Genomic DNA, 17,879 nt, shown 5'->3' on the forward strand with positions numbered 1-17,879 from the left:
AAAATTATGGCGCTCTCTTCTTTTTTTCGTTCCTCGTCTCAGCCCAAACAAGCCTCTGGTTCAGACGGTATACTTTCTATGCCGTCAGCTCGCGCAATTTTAATATCGAGTGTCGGCTGTATGCTGGTCCTCAGTTTATTGATGGTGGCTTCTGCGTCTATTCCTTTTGCCCTCAGCCGCGGTATGACAGAGCTATACTTTTTCAATAACCAGCTGCTGTACATGATGATTGGTCTTATTATCGCCGCTATCCCTTATTATGGTGTGTCGTTGCGAACGTTATATAAGACCGAAACCCAGTTTATTTTATTGGGTATTACCGGCATATTGCTCGTAGCAACGCTGTTTAGTACGCCTATTAATGGTTCTAAGCGTTGGTTGAACTTAGGACTGTTTAATTTTCAGGTAGCAGAGCTGGCCAAATTAGTCATGATTGTCTTCGTGTCTGATTTTGTCGTGCGCCGCTCTTTTGAGGTGCGTAATGGCTTAGATGGCTTCTTACGAATTATGCTGGTGGTGGCGCTAATAACCATCCTACTGTTATCGCAACCAGATTTTGGCTCTTTTGTCGTTATTTTGGGTACCATTTTTGCGATTTTTTACATCGCTGGTGCCCCTTATAAGCATTTCTTAGCCTTGGGTGCAGCCGCTATTGGTGGGGCTGTCTTAATGGTGACAACGGCGCAGTACCGATTGGTGCGTGTGATGTCATTTATGGATCCGTTTGACGATGTGCAAGATACGGATTATCAACTAGCTCGTAGCTTGATCGCCTTTGGTCGCGGACAGTTTACGGGTGTGGGCTATGGTGAGAGCGTGCAAAAACTGTCGCATCTACCGGAAGCTCATACCGACTTTTTATTGGCGATTACGGGTGAAGAGCTGGGCTTTGTTGGCGTGACGATGGTGTTGGTGCTCGAAGCGCTGATTATCGGTAGTGCGATGCGTATCAGTTATAATGCGCTCAAGCGCCGGCAGATGCGTATGAGCTACACCGCCTTTGGTATTGGTGTGGTGTTTATCGCGCAGACGATTATTAATGCCGCGATGAATATGGGCGCGATTCCGACGAAAGGTTTGACCATGCCGTTCTTTAGCTATGGCGGTTCTTCCATGTTGATCAGTCTAGTCATGGTAGCGCTATTGCTAAAAATCTACAAAGAAAGTCCTGAGATCGAAAAAAGCCAGTGCCGATATTATTAATAGATTTTAGGTTCTTAACAGATTTATTGATAGTCTCTGCCCTCATTTAAACAAAAAGCGTCGCTACTGGTGGCGCTTTTTGCTTTTTGATGAGGTTCAATGAGGCGCGTTCAGTTGTTGCTTACCTTGTAGCGGTGTGTTGTCCCATTGAGCAATCGCTTGCTTGAGCATATTGGTGGGGGTATCTTGATCGACGGCGGGTTGTTGTAAGAGTTGTAAAGCAGTAGCGATGAGCTGGCTTGGATCCCGCGTGTCAATCGGCTGAGCGAGATTCTGTTTAGAAAGCTTTTGTCCATCAGGATGACATATTAATGGCAAATGATACCAATGATCGATAGTTGGCAGATGAGCCGCCCGCATGATACTGATTTGCGCTGTGGTCATGGGTAGGATATCCAAACCGCGCATGACGTGGGTGACTTGCTGCAGACCGTCATCGAGGCTGGCGGCCAAAATATAGTTGATCATACCATCTTGGCGGCGCGCCACCATATCACCTAACGTTTGCTGAGGGTTATCCCATTGTATCCCTTGGATACCGTCGTTAAAGCCAATCCTATGGTCTGGCAGCTGTATGCGTAGTTTATGCTCTTGTCTATTAAGATCAGCTTTGATACAGCAGCGCGGATAACGCTTCCTATTAGGTGAGCCTTGGCTGGTATCATTGACAAGCCTGTTTTGTTCTTCTTGCGCCCAGTACTGCTCCAAATCTTTGCGTGAGCACTGGCAACCATAAGTCAGTGGGCGTAGGGCTGACGACAAGTAGTCATTGTAGATATCAATACGCTCAGATTGATAAATGATATCACCGTCCCAGTGTAAGCCCAGTGTCTCTAAATCGATCAGAATCTGCTCAGTAAACTGTCGATCACAGCGTTCTGTATCGGTATCTTCGATACGTAGCAGCCATTGTCCATTCAGGGACTTTATGTGGCAAAAACTGGCAAGGGCAGTGGTTAGTGAACCAAGGTGCAACTCCCCAGTGGGTGAGGGGGCAAAGCGGCCAATAGGCTGTGGTGCGAGGGCTTGATTGGGCATAAGGATCTGGCTAGTTTTTAAAGTAGCGGATTATCAGTAAAGGTGATGGATAGAATAATAAAGATACGTGTAAAAAGATATTGCTTAAATAAGCTTATTTTGTGAGTCGTCGCAGTCTCAAAAGGTATGATTGGTTGGGTCAGTTTTACTTGCTGTACTAAGGGTACGGTGTTTAGTCGTTGTTTTTGCCCTATGGATTTGTGACATGTGATGGGTCATTAGTCAAAAAACGCCTCAACCAAAACGCGACGAGCGACCAATCTTGTGGCCGCTCGTGCTGGTATTTATACTCTGGTACTTACGTCAATAACAGCTTGTTTACGCCCCTTGGTTTTGACGCTCTTTAATCTCAGACAATGTTTTACAGTCAATACATTGAGTGGCTGTGGGACGCGCTTCTAAACGGCGCAGACCAATCTCCACACCGCAGGTTTCACAAAAACCATAGTCATCATTTTCGATTTCCACCATAGATTTATCGATTTTGCGAATGAGTTTACGTTCACGGTCACGTGTACGCAAAGCCAACGCAAATTCTTCTTCTTGAGTGGCACGATCGTTGATGTCCGGCATAGCGCTTGACTCATCTTGGATGTAGTTCTTAGTACGATCCGCTTCGCCAATCAACTGGCTTTTCCAGTCTAATAAAATAGCCTTGAAATGCTCTAGCTGTGCATCAGACATGTACTCTTCGTCTGGGGCTGGCACATAAGGCGTAAACTTAACTTCACTTGGATTTGGGGTCAGGGTGCTCATATGGGTATCCTACTTTTTCAAATTAATTCAATAAAACGACGTATCAAAAGATAAGACGTTATTAATGTACAAACGCTATCATTTATTCCTTTATCAAACGTTTTACTACGTGGTGATACAAGTAACACAGCTGATCTAATAGTACGTTATTTTGGTATGCTCACATCGACATGCAATAGTCAGGTATATTGTTATAGATATTTTTAAGTAAATGGCATTGTCTAAAGACTACGACCAATCACTGACTATGAAGATTTAGCTTGGGGTCGACGTAGCCATCCTAGCTATTATCATTCGGCCTAATATCAAATATTAGACAGTCCTCGTTGCATTTTACAAGTTGTATCATTGTTTCTAATAATAATGAAGTTATTTTTTACGTTAAAGTCAGATTTTCTATTAACAGCCGTTGTATATCCCGTTAAGTAATAGCCCTTAAAGGCACAAGCTATAAGGGCTGGCACTATTATTTATGCCATTAAATCTGGCCATCAAGTATCCAGTCTTTCAACCCAGCTTGCAACCTTTCCATTGTTGGCTAATTGCAACCAGCGATAACCAGGTCGTCCGCCTTTATCATGGGCAAAGTCATCCTCATAGGGCATAAACTGATAGCAGGTAGACGGTGTGCTATAAACGGTGACACCTTGACGCTGGCGGACCTGCTCTTGATGAGTATGTCCACTGATAATCACTTGTAGATGCTCAAACGGTGCCATATGTTGCCAAAAACTTTCGGTGTTTTTTGCCATATGGGTGTCAATCCAATTCGAATCTACAGGAATGAGGTGATGGTGTAAGGCAATTAGCGCAGGTTTATGACAGGTACTAAGCCTATTACATAACCAGTCAATATCAGTGGAGGTGACTTCGCCCGCCACTTCGCCAGTGACGGAGGAGTCCAGTAATAGCAGCTGCCAGTGCTCCGCCTCAATGACATGCCGGCTAAGCAGACGTGAATCCGCAGGTCGGGCAACCAGCTCACGTTGAAAGAAAGGCAGATCTTTCCCGTTCTCATCAGTCACGTCGTGATTGCCAGCAATACAAGCAAAAGGAATGTGGGTCGCCTGCAAGACTTGAAAGATATAATCATAAATAGTGGACTCTACCTGATTGACTAAATCACCAGTCACGATGATCAAATCGCAGCGCATATCTTCACTCAGTGCTTGCTGTAGTACTTTCTCAAAGCTACGCTGACAACTGGCTGCCTCGTCACAATGGCTGTGACTATCAGTACTGGCAGCGACAGGCGTGGATAAATGTAAATCACTGAGCTGTAAAACATTTATTTGATCATCTGGCGTGCTGATTTTATTGACAGGATAGCTTAGCATTGGGTCAGTCCCTCATCGAAACAAAACAATTGATGTTGCTAGAATGAATAGGCATAAACGGGCTATTAGCAGTTTTTTCACCGCTCACTACTGCTATGAGTGTGAAGATGAACTCACACTATAATGATAATAGCTAATCAGCACCAACCGTATTAGGGCAAGTTTACCTCATTAAGCAAATGAAAGCTTTAGTAATATTAATGAAATAAAGTTGGATGAGACAGTTAAGGAAAACAGTTAAATAGCATGGGCTGTGACACGATTAATGGCGCGTTGACCAAAAATTTGCTGCGATAATTTTTGACAAAATCAGCGCCATAAAAAATAAAATTGCTAATATCAATACGATAGACAGCCCAGTCTGGATATCCAGCCAGATACTGCCCCACACCCCCAAGGTCACGCCAAGTTGGGCGATAAGCAACGACACAATGACCATTTGTTTTGGCGATTTTGACCATAAACGTGCCGTTAGCGCTGGCAACACCAATAAACCACTGATTAATAAACTCCCAACAGCTTGCAAGGCAATCGCACAAAATCCTGCCAAGAGTCCCATAAAAAACAGGCGCTGGCGTGTGGGGTTAACACCCTGTATGCGTGCCAATGCTTCATGAGTGGCAAGTTTGATTTGAGCAGGCCATATATAAATGAGTAGACACAAGCCAACCAGTACGCTACCAGCGATTAAGGGCAAGTCGGCCCAGTCAAGCTCCAGCAAGTTACCAAATAAAAATCCCAAGACATTGGCTTGTTGGTCGGTCAGCTGGGTTAAGGTTAATAACCCTAAACACAACAATGAGACGGCAACGACTGCCAACACCGCATCCGCTGGCAGGCGCTCATCATCAATGAACACCAGTCCCAACACGACCACCACGCTGACTAACGCAATACCAATACCCATCGGCAATTGCCACAGTACAGCCAATGCAACACCCAGTAAGGTGCCATGTGCTAATGCATCGGCAAAAAATGCCATGCGCCGCCACAGAACCAAGCATCCTAAGGGAGCAGACAATAGCGCTAAAATGCTGCCAGCGATCCAAGCGGGGGCAATGATGGCTAACCAAGCAGTCATAATAAATATCCGTAAAGTTGCTGATAAAGGCTAAAAGCGATATTTGTATTTAATACATTTAGCGTTAGAGGTTTGAGGTACATTATTACCCTTAAAGCTCGCTTGGGGCGTGATGCTCGCAGGCATGAGGCTGATGCACGTATGGTTGCTCATAATGGTGACCAAATAGCTTCTGGAACTCCGTGCTAATCGCAAGCTCACTTGGCCGCCCTTCACAACAAATATGCTTATTAAGGCAGATCACGCGGCGACTGCCGCGCATTACCCAATGTAAGTCATGCGATACCACCAGCATGGCACAGCGCAAAAAGTCTGGCAGCTCATCAATGAATTGATACAACCAAACTTCAGTATCAGGATCAAGACCTTGCATTGGCTCATCTAAAATTAATAAATTGGGTTTGTCTAATAACGCGCGGGCCAGCAATACCCGCTGGGTCTCACCACCGGATAGATGTAGCATTTGCCGCGACAGCAAGTGGGTCAAGGACAGATTATCAAAGATAAACTGCCGCTGTTTGGCTGTTAAACGTTTCTTATTTGCTTGACCCAATAAATCGCTTACGCGTAACGGCAATATCGGTGGTATGGCAAAGCGCTGCGGTACATAGCCAAGTTGTAACGGCTCATGCGCTTTGATACTACCTTTAGTTGGTTCAATCAAACCTAAAATGAGTTTGACCAATGTCGATTTACCAGCGCCATTGGGCCCAATAAGACTGACAGTCTCATTCACAGCAATATCGATATCAATATGTGAGAGTAAGCGCTGCTGTCCAATGCGATAGCTTACATTTTGTAAACTTAACAATGGTTTCTTATCATCGGTACTGGCGACTGATGGTTGGTTTGAGGGTGATTTAGAAGCATTCATAAGGTCACAGCGGCTTAAAGGAATAATAAGAAATAGGGAGCATCAATCGTCATACCGTTTGGCCTGACTGACATGTCTGACACAAACCGCTCAGTTCAATGACACTACGCGCCACGACAAAACCAACATCTTGCTCTGCAAAGCTCATCATCTCTTGCACAGGCACACTGCTACATTCTTGTACCTGCTGACACTGCTCACAGATCAAAAAAGCGGCCGTATGCTGTGCTCGCGGATGACAGCAGGGCACATACGCATTGATAGATGTCAGCTGATGAATCAAACCTTCGGCCAGCAAAAATTCCAAGCTGCGATACACCGTTGGCGGTGCGACGTTTTTTGCATCATTTTTTGACGCTTTTATGTCCTCATCTTTAGCGGACAAGCGGGCTTGTTGCAACTGAGTGATCAAATCATACGCGCCCACAGGCTTAGTCGCTTGCAGGACAAGCGCATATATTTGTTGGCGTAGTGGGGTAAAACGGACGCCGCGTGCCCGACACTGCTCCTTTGCCGCTGCGACTCGATCCGTCACCTCTTGCGTTGAAAAGTGCTGAACGTTATGCAGATGCTCACAGGTAGATGAAGTGACAGACATGGCGCAAGCTCCTAGTATTGACATAATAACGCCAGACAGTATAAGCGAAGGGCAAAAAAATAAGCGATAAAATAACACAGTACGCTATTAATGTTATAGTATAACATATTAACAATAAAAATAATCTCACTGTTATTCTATCAATCCATGCTCTATCGTCTTTGCGCCAGTGCGTCACACTGACTTGTACTGTCATACCTGTTTAATAGGAATATCATCACATGATTGCTCACCATACTCTCAATAGTTCCGCTGTCCCGCAGCATTCATACCCTGAAAAACCCAGCCAACCGACATTTTTTGATCATGTAAGAACCATGCTTAAGCGTTCAAAATGCTTGATGATAGGTGTAGTGCTAACGCTTAGCGCTTTTGGCTCTCTACAGGTACAGGCCGCAACGGTCAGTGTGAGCAATCATCCGATGTTTTTACTCAGTCAGGCGGTGACTGAGGGCACGCCTTCTGCCAATCAAATTTTACAAGCTGGCAACGTGGGCCATCATGGTAGTATCAGTCCCAGTGACATGAAAGCCATTAAAGACAGCAAATTTGTGGTCTGGTTTGGTCCATCACTAGAAAGCAGCTTGACTGGCAGCTTGGAGAATGCGCCCAACGCCATTGCTTTATTTGACTTTAATGCTTTTAATCGCCACCCGCTGCGTGATGTAACAGGCGCGCCAATTAAAGGGACCCTCGATCCGCACATTTGGCTGGATCCTGAAAACGCCAAAGCCATCACTCGGGCATTGGCGGTCATTCATAGTCACGCCAATCCAGAATACAAAGCGACTTATCAGGCCAATGCCAAAAAGTTTGCTCAGCGTATGGAGCAAGCGGTAGCAAAGGTACAGAAGACCACCCAGAAAAAACGCCCTTATTGGGCCTATCATGATGCGTACCAATATATTGAAAATGCAGCACAAATACAGCTGGCAGGCAGTGTAAGTACAGATCACCACTTGTCTCCCAAAGCCAGCCAGTTACGCTGGCTGAATGAACATCGTCCCACCAAACAGATGTGTTTGGTCAGCCAAAGCCAACCTGCAAAAGGGCTACTGGCTAAACTCCAACCTGTAAAAACCACCATACAGGCTGAGGACATGAGCGCTAGCAAAGATTTTGTTAGTGGTTGGCAGACGATGGCGCAGCAAATCTCTCAATGTATATTGTAAATAAGCTGTTTAAAAGTCATTGGCTCAAAGCCCCTGGGCCACCGTGACACCGTTAGACTTTAGACCTTGTGTGATTGACCAATAGGCAGGCCAATCATACATAGTTTAGCTAGATGACTGATAAAAGGCATATTTTGCTTGCTTAACAGTCTCATGCTCCCTATAATAAAGAGCGTTTTATTTTGGTTAACAGGTAATACCTATAGAAATGAGCCATTCACGGATAAAAGTGTCGTAAGCATGCTAGATTATCCCAAAGTTGTAAGGCTGTAGGAATACCGATGACCAAGCCTGCCAAACGCACGCAAAAAGATAAAATTGGTGTCTATATTAAGCGCCAAGCGTGGATATTGTTCATCCTTATTATCCTTGTTTGGGTCATAGATACGGTTTGGCTATGTAGTGAGCTTGTTGTAGCAAAGAGTGCCGCGATCGGTGCGCTACTCAGTTTTACTACCCAAGCAGTATTTGCTTTTTTTATCTTTTGGTATACCGGATATCGCGCGCGCCAACATATTGTTAGCCAGCTTTATCGGGGTCAGATGGCCAAATGGCTGTTGACTGTGTTTGGTTTTACACTAATTTTTATTACCGTACAACCCCTATCTGCGCTTGCGCTGTTTATCGGTTTTATGGTAATGCAAATTAGTCACAGTTGGATGTTGTGGCATATACGCTAGCGCTAATAAATTATCGCTATATAGATCATTTATTAATAGTACTGGCAAGCCACCCTGCCGTCCAGCTTCTCTATGACTAGTTCGATAAAGTCAAAGCGTAAAAAACTGTCTTGGGACAGTGCCAGTAATGGCAAAGACCGCAGTATGAGTGTCTTAAATAAGTGTGGCACGCAAGCATGCGCTGCTAGGGTAGGGCGGGTTTGGCTATCAACACTGTTTATTATGATGAAATTCTCATAATTTAATTGTAGACGCAAAGCCACGTTATGCATTGTTACGATTGGCTAACTTATTCATACAGTGGATAAAAGAAACATAATTGACTTTACACGAATACAACGCTGCATTAATATAGGCAGCTAAATATTTTGCTTATAAGCGCTACACCAAGCGCCGGTCGTAAAAACACAACCAGTAGGCAACACACATATAATAATTTTGCGTACATATGCAAGGGCTATTACTGAGTTATCATAAGCCCTTTTTTGATAGCTAAAATTTATCTTAAGCTGTTAGATGTAGCATTAGTAATAGAACTATGGGTTGGATGTTGTTGGTTACATGAGTGCTTTAGTATGGTTTATTTTCCTGCTTGTTAGCAAGATAAATAGACGCGGCTAAACCTCATCAGATGACAACCATATTTTTGGTAGTTGATTAAATCGTTGATTAATAAGAAGCTTACATTATGGCATCCGAGCAAACATCATCAGAATATATCTCTCACCACTTAACGAATTGGACGTATGGCTATCTACCTGGCGAAGGTTGGAAAGTTGCCTATACTGCTGAAGAAGCAGGGCTAATGGGCTTTAAAGCTATCCATCTTGATTCTATGCTATGGTCAATCGGTCTGGGTATCTTATTTTGCGCCATCTTTTGGATGGTTGCCAAAAAAGTCACCTCAGGCGTGCCAAGCAAAACTCAGGCTGCGGTTGAGATGATCGTTGAGTTTGTTGATAACAACGTTCGTGATTCATACAGTGGTACATCAAAATTGATTGCGCCTTTGGCGTTGACCATTTTTGTTTGGATCTTCTTGATGAACTTGATGGATTTAATACCTGTCGATTTCATTCCAGGTATCGCTGGGCAAGTTGGCGCCGCTATGGGCCATGATCCACATCATGTTTTCTTTAAGATTGTTCCAACGACTGATCCTAACATCACGCTTGGCATGTCGTTCTCTGTCTTTGCACTGATTATCTTTTATAGCATTAAAGAAAAAGGGTTGGGCGGCTTTATCGGTGAGTTAACATTGCATCCATTTAGTGCCAAAAACCCAATCGTACAAGCGATTTTGATCCCCATCAACTTCATCCTAGAAGCAGTTACTTTGATAGCCAAACCTGTATCACTTGGTTTGCGTCTGTTCGGTAACATGTATGCTGGGGAATTGATTTTCATACTGATTGCTCTAATGCCGTTTTGGATTCAATGGGCGTTATCGGTACCGTGGGCTATCTTCCACATCTTAGTTATTACACTTCAAGCGTTCGTATTCATGATGCTGACGATAGTTTATATGTCGCTTGCATCATCAACTGAACATTAATTAGACATTCAATAGGTAAATGAGGATACATCAATGGATCCAGTATTAGGTGGTTACACAGTTATCGCAGTAGCACTACTTATCGGTCTTGGCGCACTTGGCACAGGTATTGGTTTTGCTATTCTAGGTGGCAAGTTCTTAGAAGGTGTTGCACGTCAGCCAGAACTTGGCTCACAATTGCAAACTCGTATGTTCATCGTAGCAGGTCTTCTTGATGCTATTCCGATGATCGGTGTTGGTATTGCTATGCTATTGTTGTTCGCTAACCCTCTAGCAGGTTAATCCGAAAGCTCAGTTGTAAATGTTTGGTATTCGGAGATTTTCTATCAAATATAGTTAGAATTCGACTGCCAAACATGATCAATGAAACTGATTTTTCATTAACAAAGAGGTGATCACGTGAATATCAATTTTACCCTCGTCGGTCAAGCCATTGCTTTTGCAATATTTGTGATTTTTTGCATGAAATTCGTGTGGCCACCACTTATCGGTGCCATCAATGAGCGTCAGCGTAAAATTGCTGAAGGCTTGAATGCCGCAGAAAAAGCAAAAGCAGATCTGGCAACCGCGGAGCAAGATGTCCAGCAGGAGCTTGATCTTGCAAAGACCAAAGCTGCTGCCTTAATCGAGCAAGCGAACAAGAGTGCCAACCAGCTTGTCGAAGATGCAAAATTGCAAGCCCAAGCGGAAAGCGAGCGCATTCGTCAACAAGCTCAAGCTTCTATCGACCAAGAAATCAATCAAGCTCGTGAGTCATTACGTGCTCAAGTTGCTGAACTGGCTGTCCTTGGTGCAGAGAAGATTTTGCAAGACAAAGTCGATGTGCAAAAACATGCCAGTATGTTAGATCAACTGGCGGCGAAGCTGTAATTGTGAGGATATAATGGCTGACTTATCAACCTTAGCACGACCGTACGCTAAAGCCGCGTTTGACTATGCCAACGAAAATGGGGTAGTAAATGAGTGGGAAAACTTCTTATTTATTGCCAGTACCGTTGTCAATGACAAGTCGTTCAGTACTTGGCTAGACAATCCAGCTGTTTCTGCTGAGCATAAGTCAGCTGCTTTGGTCGATCTTTATGATGCGCAAGTAGCTAGCGCTAATGACTCTGCTTTTAAGCAGTTATTAGATGAGGCTCGAGGGGTTCGCCCTGACAGTGACGCCAGCTATCCAAAAGTATCAGTAGCACTTAGTAACTTCGTTAAACAGTTATCAGAACAAGAGCGTCTGGCGCTGCTTCCTGAAGTTTATGAGCATTATCGCCGTCACAAGGCAGTAAGCTTAAAGCAGCTTGACGCATATGTGACCTCTGCTTATCCATTGACCGACGCCCAGCGTGAAACGCTGCAAACGCGTCTTGCCGCATCGCTAAATGCGAGTGTGGTGATTCACGAATCGGTCGATCCAAGTCTATTGGCAGGCGCTACGATCAAAGTCGGTGACAAAGTCATTGATGATTCGATGCGCGGCAAGTTACAACAGTTAAAAACACAGCTAACTGCCTAATGCCATTCATCAACGCAGCCATGTAATGTCTGCGTGATAGTAAGAGCATTTAAGTCAGTGGGCGGGTTATCATAAATTAAAGGAAACAAGGCAATGCAACAATTGAATCCAGCGGAAATCAGTAACCTGATTAAGCAGCGTATTCAAGACCTTGATGCGGGTGCAACTGCAAAGAATGAAGGCACGATTGTCAAAGTATCTGACGGTATCGTGCAGATTCATGGTCTTGAAGATGCCATGTACGGCGAAATGATTGAGTTTGAAGGCGAAATCTACGGAATGGCGCTCAACTTAGAGCGTGATTCTGTCGGCGCGGTAGTACTTGGTGATTACCTAAAGCTGCAAGAAGGTCAAAAAGCCTATTGTACTGGTCGTATTCTTGAAGTACCAGTAGGTCCTGAGCTGCTAGGCCGTGTTGTTGACGCTTTGGGTAATCCTATTGATGGCAAAGGTCCTATCGATGCCAAGATGACTGATAAAGTCGAAAAAATTGCCCCAGGCGTAATCGACCGTCAGTCAGTAGATCAGCCAGTAATGACTGGTTATAAAGCCGTTGATACCATGATCCCAATTGGTCGTGGCCAGCGTGAGCTTATCATTGGTGACCGTCAAACGGGTAAGACCGCGATGGCTATCGATGCAATCATCGCGCAGAAGACATCTGGTATTAAGTGTGTGTACGTCGCAATTGGTCAAAAACGCTCTACTATCGCTAACGTGGTACGTAAGCTTGAACAAACTGGTGCGTTAGAATACACCACTGTTGTGGTTGCTTCAGCATCAGAGCCAGCAGCACTACAGTACATCGCACCGTATTCAGGTTGTACGATGGGCGAATACTTCCGTGATCGCGGTGAAGATGCACTGATTGTATTTGATGACTTATCAAAACAAGCAGTCGCGTATCGCCAAATTTCACTACTATTACGTCGTCCACCAGGTCGTGAAGCTTATCCTGGTGACGTATTCTATTTACACTCACGCTTACTTGAGCGTGCATCACGTGTGAATGCTGACTACGTAGAAAAATTCACCAATGGCGAAGTGAAGGGTAAAACAGGTTCTTTGACCGCTCTACCTATCATTGAAACGCAAGCGGGTGACGTATCTGCGTTCGTACCAACCAACGTGATCTCAATTACTGATGGTCAGATTTTCTTAGAATCAAGCCTATTTAACTCAGGTATCCGTCCAGCAGTAAACGCTGGTATCTCGGTATCTCGTGTGGGCGGTGCAGCTCAGACTAAGATCATCAAAAAGCTATCTGGTGGTATCCGTACGGCTTTAGCTCAGTATCGTGAGTTGGCTGCGTTTGCTCAGTTCGCCTCAGATCTTGATGATGCCACTCGCGAACAGCTTGATCATGGTGAGCGTGTTACTGAACTCATGAAGCAAAAACAGTATCAGCCGATGTCAATCTCTGAACAAGCCGCGGTTATCTATGCGTCGAATGAAGGGTTTTTAGCGGACGTACCTGTTGAAAAAATCGGTTCTTTCGAAGAAGCTTACTTACGTTATATGCATGATGAGCAAAGTGAATTGATGCGTGAGATTGATGACACTGCGAACTACAACGATGATATCGCAGGTCGTTTAAAGTCAGCTTTAGAGACCTTTAAACAAAATCACAGTTATTAATTTAACGGGTTAAGCCGAGTTGGTTATTACTGTCGTGTACAAAGTGGCGCGTTGTCTGTTTAGATACTTGCGCCACTGTTCTAACCATTACCGGTATTAGATCGCGTAATGCACAAGATATAACATGTTACTCTGTAAGAGTGATGTTGTGTATCAAATGATTGTCGCATGCGCCAATGCTTTTTAACCCTCTTATATTGGAATCATTATGGCAAGCTTAAAAGAGATACGTGCCAAAGTCACCAGTATTAAAAGCACCCAAAAAATTACTCGTGCTATGCAAATGGTAGCGGCAAGTAAAATGCGCCGTGCCCAAGAGCGTATGGAAGTGGGTCGCCCGTATGCTGATAGTATGCGCCGGGTTATTTCACATTTGGTGCATGCTTCATCAGACTACAAACATCCGTATATGGTATCGCGTCCAGTCAATAAGGTTGGCTACATTGTCATTACCTCTGACCGCGGTCTGGCGGGTGGTTTGAATATTAACCTGTTCAAAGCTTTATCTAAAAGTATCCAAGATTATCAAGATCAGTCTGTCCAAGCTGAATTTGCAGTCATTGGCGCTAAAGGTGTGAGTTTCTTTAAAAACTTTGGTGGCAAAGTCACCTCAGCGGTGACGGATTATGGCGACAAACCAACGTTTGAGCAATTAAACGCACCTGTCCAAGCCATGCTTGAGGATTATAGTAACGGTAATTTAGACCGTATCTATGTGGTGTATAATCAGTTTGTTAATGCCATGACCCAAAAGCCAATAGTCAATCAGTTAGTGCCTCTGCCAGAGGACTCATTTGATGATGAAGACAGCGGCTTACAGACAGAACTTAGCTGGGATTACATCTACGAGCCTGACATCAAGACATTGATTGATGAATTGCTTGGTCGCTATATTGAGTCGATTGTTTATCAAGCGGTAATGGAAAACATTGCCTCTGAGCAGTCTTCACGTATGGTTGCGATGAAAGCGGCAACAGATAATGCTGGTGACCTTATTAACGATTTACAGTTGGTTTATAACAAGCTGCGTCAAGCGGCGATTACCCGAGAAATCTCGGAAATCGTTGGCGGTGCTGCTGCTGTTTCATAATTGACTACACCTATATATAGAAGTTCAAGGAGAACGCAATGAGTAGCGGTCGTATTGTACAGATTATTGGCGCGGTTCTTGACGTTGAGTTTAACCGTAACGAAGTTCCTCAGATTTTTGATGCCTTGCAAGTAGATGGCACCGAAACCACCCTAGAAGTACAGCAACAGCTAGGTGATGGTATCGTGCGTACTATTGCGATGGGTTCAACCGAAGGCCTAAAGCGCAACCTAACGGTTACCAATACTGGTGCAGCTATTTCTGTACCTGTCGGTACGGGTACCCTTGGTCGTATTATGGATGTTCTTGGTCGTCCTATCGATGAAGAAGGTCCTGTTGTCGCTGACGAAAAGTGGTCTATCCACCGTGAAGCGCCAACCTACGCAGATCAGTCAAACAGTACTGAACTACTAGAGACGGGTATTAAAGTTATTGATCTACTTTGCCCGTTTGCTAAAGGTGGTAAAGTTGGTCTGTTCGGTGGTGCGGGTGTTGGTAAGACCGTCAACATGATGGAATTGATCAACAACATCGCGCTAAAGCATGAAGGTTTGTCAGTGTTTGCTGGTGTTGGTGAGCGTACGCGTGAAGGTAATGATTTCTATCACGAAATGCAAGAAGCTGGCGTTGTAAACACCGAAGACTTTAGTAAATCTAAAGTAGCAATGGTATATGGCCAGATGAATGAGCCACCAGGTAACCGTCTACGTGTTGCCCTGTCTGGTTTGACCATGGCTGAATACTTCCGTGATACCAAAGATCCTGCTACTGGCAAAGGTCGTGACGTATTGTTGTTCGTTGATAACATCTATCGTTATACGCTAGCAGGTACAGAAGTATCAGCATTGCTTGGCCGTATGCCATCAGCGGTTGGTTATCAGCCAACACTAGCTGAAGAGATGGGTATGCTACAAGAGCGTATTACGTCAACTCAGTCAGGTTCTATCACGTCAGTACAAGCGGTATATGTACCTGCCGATGATTTGACTGATCCATCACCAGCGACTACGTTTGCTCACTTGGATGCGACAGTGGTACTAAACCGTGATATCGCCTCACAAGGTATTTATCCTGCGGTTGATCCTCTAGACTCGACCTCTCGTCAGCTAGATCCACAAGTGATTGGCGAAGAGCACTATAATGTGGCTCGTGGGGTACAGGAAGTTCTACAGCGTTATAAAGAGCTTAAAGACATCATCGCCATCCTAGGTATGGATGAGTTATCAGAAGAAGATAAACTAGTCGTTTATCGTGCGCGTAAGATTCAGCGCTTCTTGTCTCAGCCATTCCACGTCGCTGAAGTCTTTACTGGTGCACCTGGTAAATACGTACCACTACGCGATACCATTGCTAGCTTTAAAGCAATCATTGCGGGTGAATACGATGACCTACCAGAGCAAGCTTTCTACATGGCTGGTAGCATCGATGAAGTAGTCGCCAAAGCAGAGAAAATGAAATCTACTGCAGCCTAAGTTGTGTTAGCATTTGCTAAAAGGCAAATAGGTCATAATAAATCTATTTGCCACTAAGTAACGCATCGCAGTTTTGATTGTGTTTTGATCGTAAGGAGTTAAGTATGGCAACGTTACAATGTCGCGTCGTAAGTGCTCGTGAAGAGTTGTATTCAGGCGAAATTAGCATGTTAATAGCTACTGGTACCGAAGGCGAGATTGGTGTATTGCCAGGTCATACACCGCTTATTACTTTGTTAAAGCCGGGTGCAATGCGAGTGCAGACACCAAATGGTGAAGAAGAAGTGATTTATGTATCAGGTGGTGTGTTAGAAGTACAACCGAAGATGGTAACAGTATTGGCTGATACAGCCGTGCGTGCCCATAACCTTGACGAAAGCAAAATCGTTGAAGCACGCAAAAAAGCAGAGCAAATGCTGGTTAACCAATCTGATACGTTACAAACCAATGCGGCTCTGGCATCGCTTGCAGAATCAGTAGGACAGTTACAGACGATTCGTAAGTACAAAAACCGCGCTTAATCTTATGGTTTAAAAGGCTAATGGTTTAATCTAGTCTGATAACCAATCATAAAAAAACAGTCCATGATGGGCTGTTTTTTTTGTGCCTATGATTAATCCCATGGATTTTACGACTTATTCAATCAAGCATTTTGCTGCCGTTTACCTAAAGAAGATAAATGTTCCCAAAATATCTGTGTGATGGCATAGGAGCCAACTATTATTAAGAAATTTCTAAAAATGATACTGGCGACAACGACAATATATAGTTATATTAGAGACGATAGATAGTAAGTACTAAGTGAGAGTTAACAACACTGTGGTTGTGTGACTCGCTACGCGTGGCTGCCTGCATGGGCTAAATACTAAAGCGTGAATAAAAACCGCCTTACTCAAGGGTACGTCCTTAGAATGGATGATTTTTGGACGTAAACTAAAGTTTTAATCGGTGTAGTTTATAGGTTTTGTTAACGACTATAAGCTATAGTACAGGAAGCCGTAGGTTTAATAGTATACTGTGCTACCAAGTTTGTAACAGCTATACGAACATCAATTGTGCCACTGTATGGTGCTATTAATTTTACCGCTCTTACTTTTACTGCTTTTAAATTAGATGTATTAGAGGATATAACAATGACAACGACTGAAGAAGACAACACCCCCCGAATTTTGATTGTTGAGGATGATGAGCGTCTGGCCATGTTGACTCAAGATTACTTGGTCAAAAATGGTTTAGAAGTAGCCATTGAAACTGATGGCAACCGTGCGATTCGCCGTATCGTGAATGAACAGCCAGATATGGTCGTGCTTGATGTCATGCTTCCTGGTAGCGATGGTCTGACGGTGTGCCGTGAAGTTCGCCCCCATTATCAAAACCCTATTTTGATGTTGACGGCTCGTACTGAAGACATGGATCAAGTACTAGGTCTTGAGATGGGTGCTGATGACTATGTTGCAAAGCCAGCTCAGCCACGCGTATTGCTTGCTCGTATTCGTGCTTTACTCCGTCGCTCAGAAAATGCGCCGTCAGAAGATGTCCCACAGCGCTTAGAGTTTGGTGAATTGGTCATCGATAATGGTGGTCGTTCAGTCAACCTAGGTGATGAGTTGGTTGATTTCACGAGTGCAGAGTATGACCTACTGTGGTTGCTCGCTTCTAATGCTGGCCGAATTTTGTCACGCGAAGATATTTTTGAGCGCCTACGTGGTATCGAGTATGATGGGCAGGATCGCTCAATTGATGTACGTATCTCACGCATTCGTCCAAAAATTGGTGATGATCCAGAAAACCCAAAGCGCATTAAAACCGTTCGTAGTAAGGGTTATTTGTTTGTGAAGGAAGGCAATTAAGTCTGTTTTTCTCAGACAGTATCTTGTT

18 protein-coding genes are annotated in these 17,879 nt (G+C 44.2%); 12 read left to right on the plus strand and 6 right to left on the minus strand.

What is annotated here, in order from left to right:
• The first annotated feature begins 78 nt into the window (after window positions 1-78).
• Window positions 79-1,203, plus strand: a complete 1,125-nt coding sequence (locus tag JFC06_RS06585) for an FtsW/RodA/SpoVE family cell cycle protein (RefSeq protein ID WP_193005577.1) — start codon at window positions 79-81, stop codon at window positions 1,201-1,203.
• A 96-nt stretch (window positions 1,204-1,299) separates the two neighbouring features.
• Here JFC06_RS06585 and gluQRS read toward each other — a convergent pair whose 3' ends face one another.
• From gluQRS to JFC06_RS06615, 6 genes are all read right to left on the minus strand, one after another.
• Window positions 1,300-2,241 (minus strand): tRNA glutamyl-Q(34) synthetase GluQRS, encoded by a 942-nt coding sequence (gene gluQRS, locus JFC06_RS06590; RefSeq protein ID WP_198334420.1) that lies wholly within the window; start codon window positions 2,239-2,241, stop codon window positions 1,300-1,302.
• A 318-nt stretch (window positions 2,242-2,559) separates the two neighbouring features.
• A complete protein-coding gene (gene dksA, locus JFC06_RS06595) occupies window positions 2,560-2,997 on the minus strand; it encodes an RNA polymerase-binding protein DksA (protein ID WP_193005575.1) in 438 nt (145 codons plus the stop codon).
• 491 nt (window positions 2,998-3,488) lie between these two features.
• A complete protein-coding gene (locus JFC06_RS06600; RefSeq protein ID WP_198334421.1) occupies window positions 3,489-4,334 on the minus strand; it encodes a metallophosphoesterase in 846 nt (281 codons plus the stop codon).
• A 262-nt stretch (window positions 4,335-4,596) separates the two neighbouring features.
• Window positions 4,597-5,415 carry a metal ABC transporter permease gene (locus JFC06_RS06605; RefSeq protein ID WP_198334422.1) on the minus strand — a complete coding sequence of 273 codons (819 nt, stop codon included), beginning with the start codon at window positions 5,413-5,415 and terminating at the stop codon, window positions 4,597-4,599.
• Between the two features lie 91 nt (window positions 5,416-5,506).
• Entirely contained in the window at window positions 5,507-6,289 is a 783-nt protein-coding gene (locus JFC06_RS06610; protein ID WP_198334423.1) for a metal ABC transporter ATP-binding protein, read from the minus strand.
• A gap of 49 nt (window positions 6,290-6,338) precedes the next feature.
• The gene (locus JFC06_RS06615; protein ID WP_198334424.1) at window positions 6,339-6,887 is read right to left on the minus strand and encodes a transcriptional repressor; all 549 of its coding nucleotides are present in this window, start codon (window positions 6,885-6,887) and stop codon (window positions 6,339-6,341) included.
• 221 nt (window positions 6,888-7,108) lie between these two features.
• On the opposite strand from JFC06_RS06615, the gene JFC06_RS06620 reads away from it, so the two are divergent.
• From JFC06_RS06620 to JFC06_RS06670, 11 genes are all read left to right on the plus strand, one after another.
• Complete coding sequence (locus JFC06_RS06620; RefSeq protein ID WP_227670104.1) at window positions 7,109-8,059, plus strand: metal ABC transporter solute-binding protein, Zn/Mn family; 951 nt, start codon at window positions 7,109-7,111, stop codon at window positions 8,057-8,059.
• A gap of 281 nt (window positions 8,060-8,340) precedes the next feature.
• Complete coding sequence (locus JFC06_RS06625; protein ID WP_198334425.1) at window positions 8,341-8,739, plus strand: ATP synthase subunit I; 399 nt, start codon at window positions 8,341-8,343, stop codon at window positions 8,737-8,739.
• 688 nt (window positions 8,740-9,427) lie between these two features.
• The gene (atpB, locus tag JFC06_RS06630; protein WP_198334426.1) at window positions 9,428-10,294 is read left to right on the plus strand and encodes a F0F1 ATP synthase subunit A; all 867 of its coding nucleotides are present in this window, start codon (window positions 9,428-9,430) and stop codon (window positions 10,292-10,294) included.
• 33 nt (window positions 10,295-10,327) lie between these two features.
• On the plus strand, window positions 10,328-10,576 hold the full coding sequence (gene atpE / locus JFC06_RS06635) for a F0F1 ATP synthase subunit C (RefSeq protein ID WP_010197960.1): 249 nt from the start codon (window positions 10,328-10,330) through the stop codon (window positions 10,574-10,576).
• Between the two features lie 117 nt (window positions 10,577-10,693).
• Window positions 10,694-11,164, plus strand: a complete 471-nt coding sequence (locus JFC06_RS06640; RefSeq protein ID WP_193005568.1) for a F0F1 ATP synthase subunit B — start codon at window positions 10,694-10,696, stop codon at window positions 11,162-11,164.
• 13 nt (window positions 11,165-11,177) lie between these two features.
• A complete protein-coding gene (locus JFC06_RS06645; RefSeq protein ID WP_193005567.1) occupies window positions 11,178-11,801 on the plus strand; it encodes a F0F1 ATP synthase subunit delta in 624 nt (207 codons plus the stop codon).
• A 93-nt stretch (window positions 11,802-11,894) separates the two neighbouring features.
• Window positions 11,895-13,439: a F0F1 ATP synthase subunit alpha gene (atpA, locus tag JFC06_RS06650; RefSeq protein ID WP_193005566.1), complete on the plus strand. Its 1,545-nt coding sequence runs from the start codon at window positions 11,895-11,897 to the stop codon at window positions 13,437-13,439.
• Between the two features lie 208 nt (window positions 13,440-13,647).
• The gene (gene atpG, locus JFC06_RS06655) at window positions 13,648-14,529 is read left to right on the plus strand and encodes a F0F1 ATP synthase subunit gamma (RefSeq protein WP_193005565.1); all 882 of its coding nucleotides are present in this window, start codon (window positions 13,648-13,650) and stop codon (window positions 14,527-14,529) included.
• A gap of 38 nt (window positions 14,530-14,567) precedes the next feature.
• Complete coding sequence (gene atpD / locus JFC06_RS06660) at window positions 14,568-16,001, plus strand: F0F1 ATP synthase subunit beta (RefSeq protein WP_193005564.1); 1,434 nt, start codon at window positions 14,568-14,570, stop codon at window positions 15,999-16,001.
• Window positions 16,002-16,105: 104 nt separating this feature from the next.
• The gene (locus JFC06_RS06665) at window positions 16,106-16,522 is read left to right on the plus strand and encodes a F0F1 ATP synthase subunit epsilon (RefSeq protein WP_193005563.1); all 417 of its coding nucleotides are present in this window, start codon (window positions 16,106-16,108) and stop codon (window positions 16,520-16,522) included.
• Between the two features lie 612 nt (window positions 16,523-17,134).
• On the plus strand, window positions 17,135-17,851 hold the full coding sequence (locus tag JFC06_RS06670) for a response regulator (RefSeq protein WP_058023509.1): 717 nt from the start codon (window positions 17,135-17,137) through the stop codon (window positions 17,849-17,851).
• Window positions 17,852-17,879: the final 28 nt, after the last annotated feature.

This window comes from Psychrobacter namhaensis (assembly GCF_016107545.1).
Taxonomy (GTDB): Bacteria; Pseudomonadota; Gammaproteobacteria; order Pseudomonadales; family Moraxellaceae; genus Psychrobacter; species Psychrobacter namhaensis.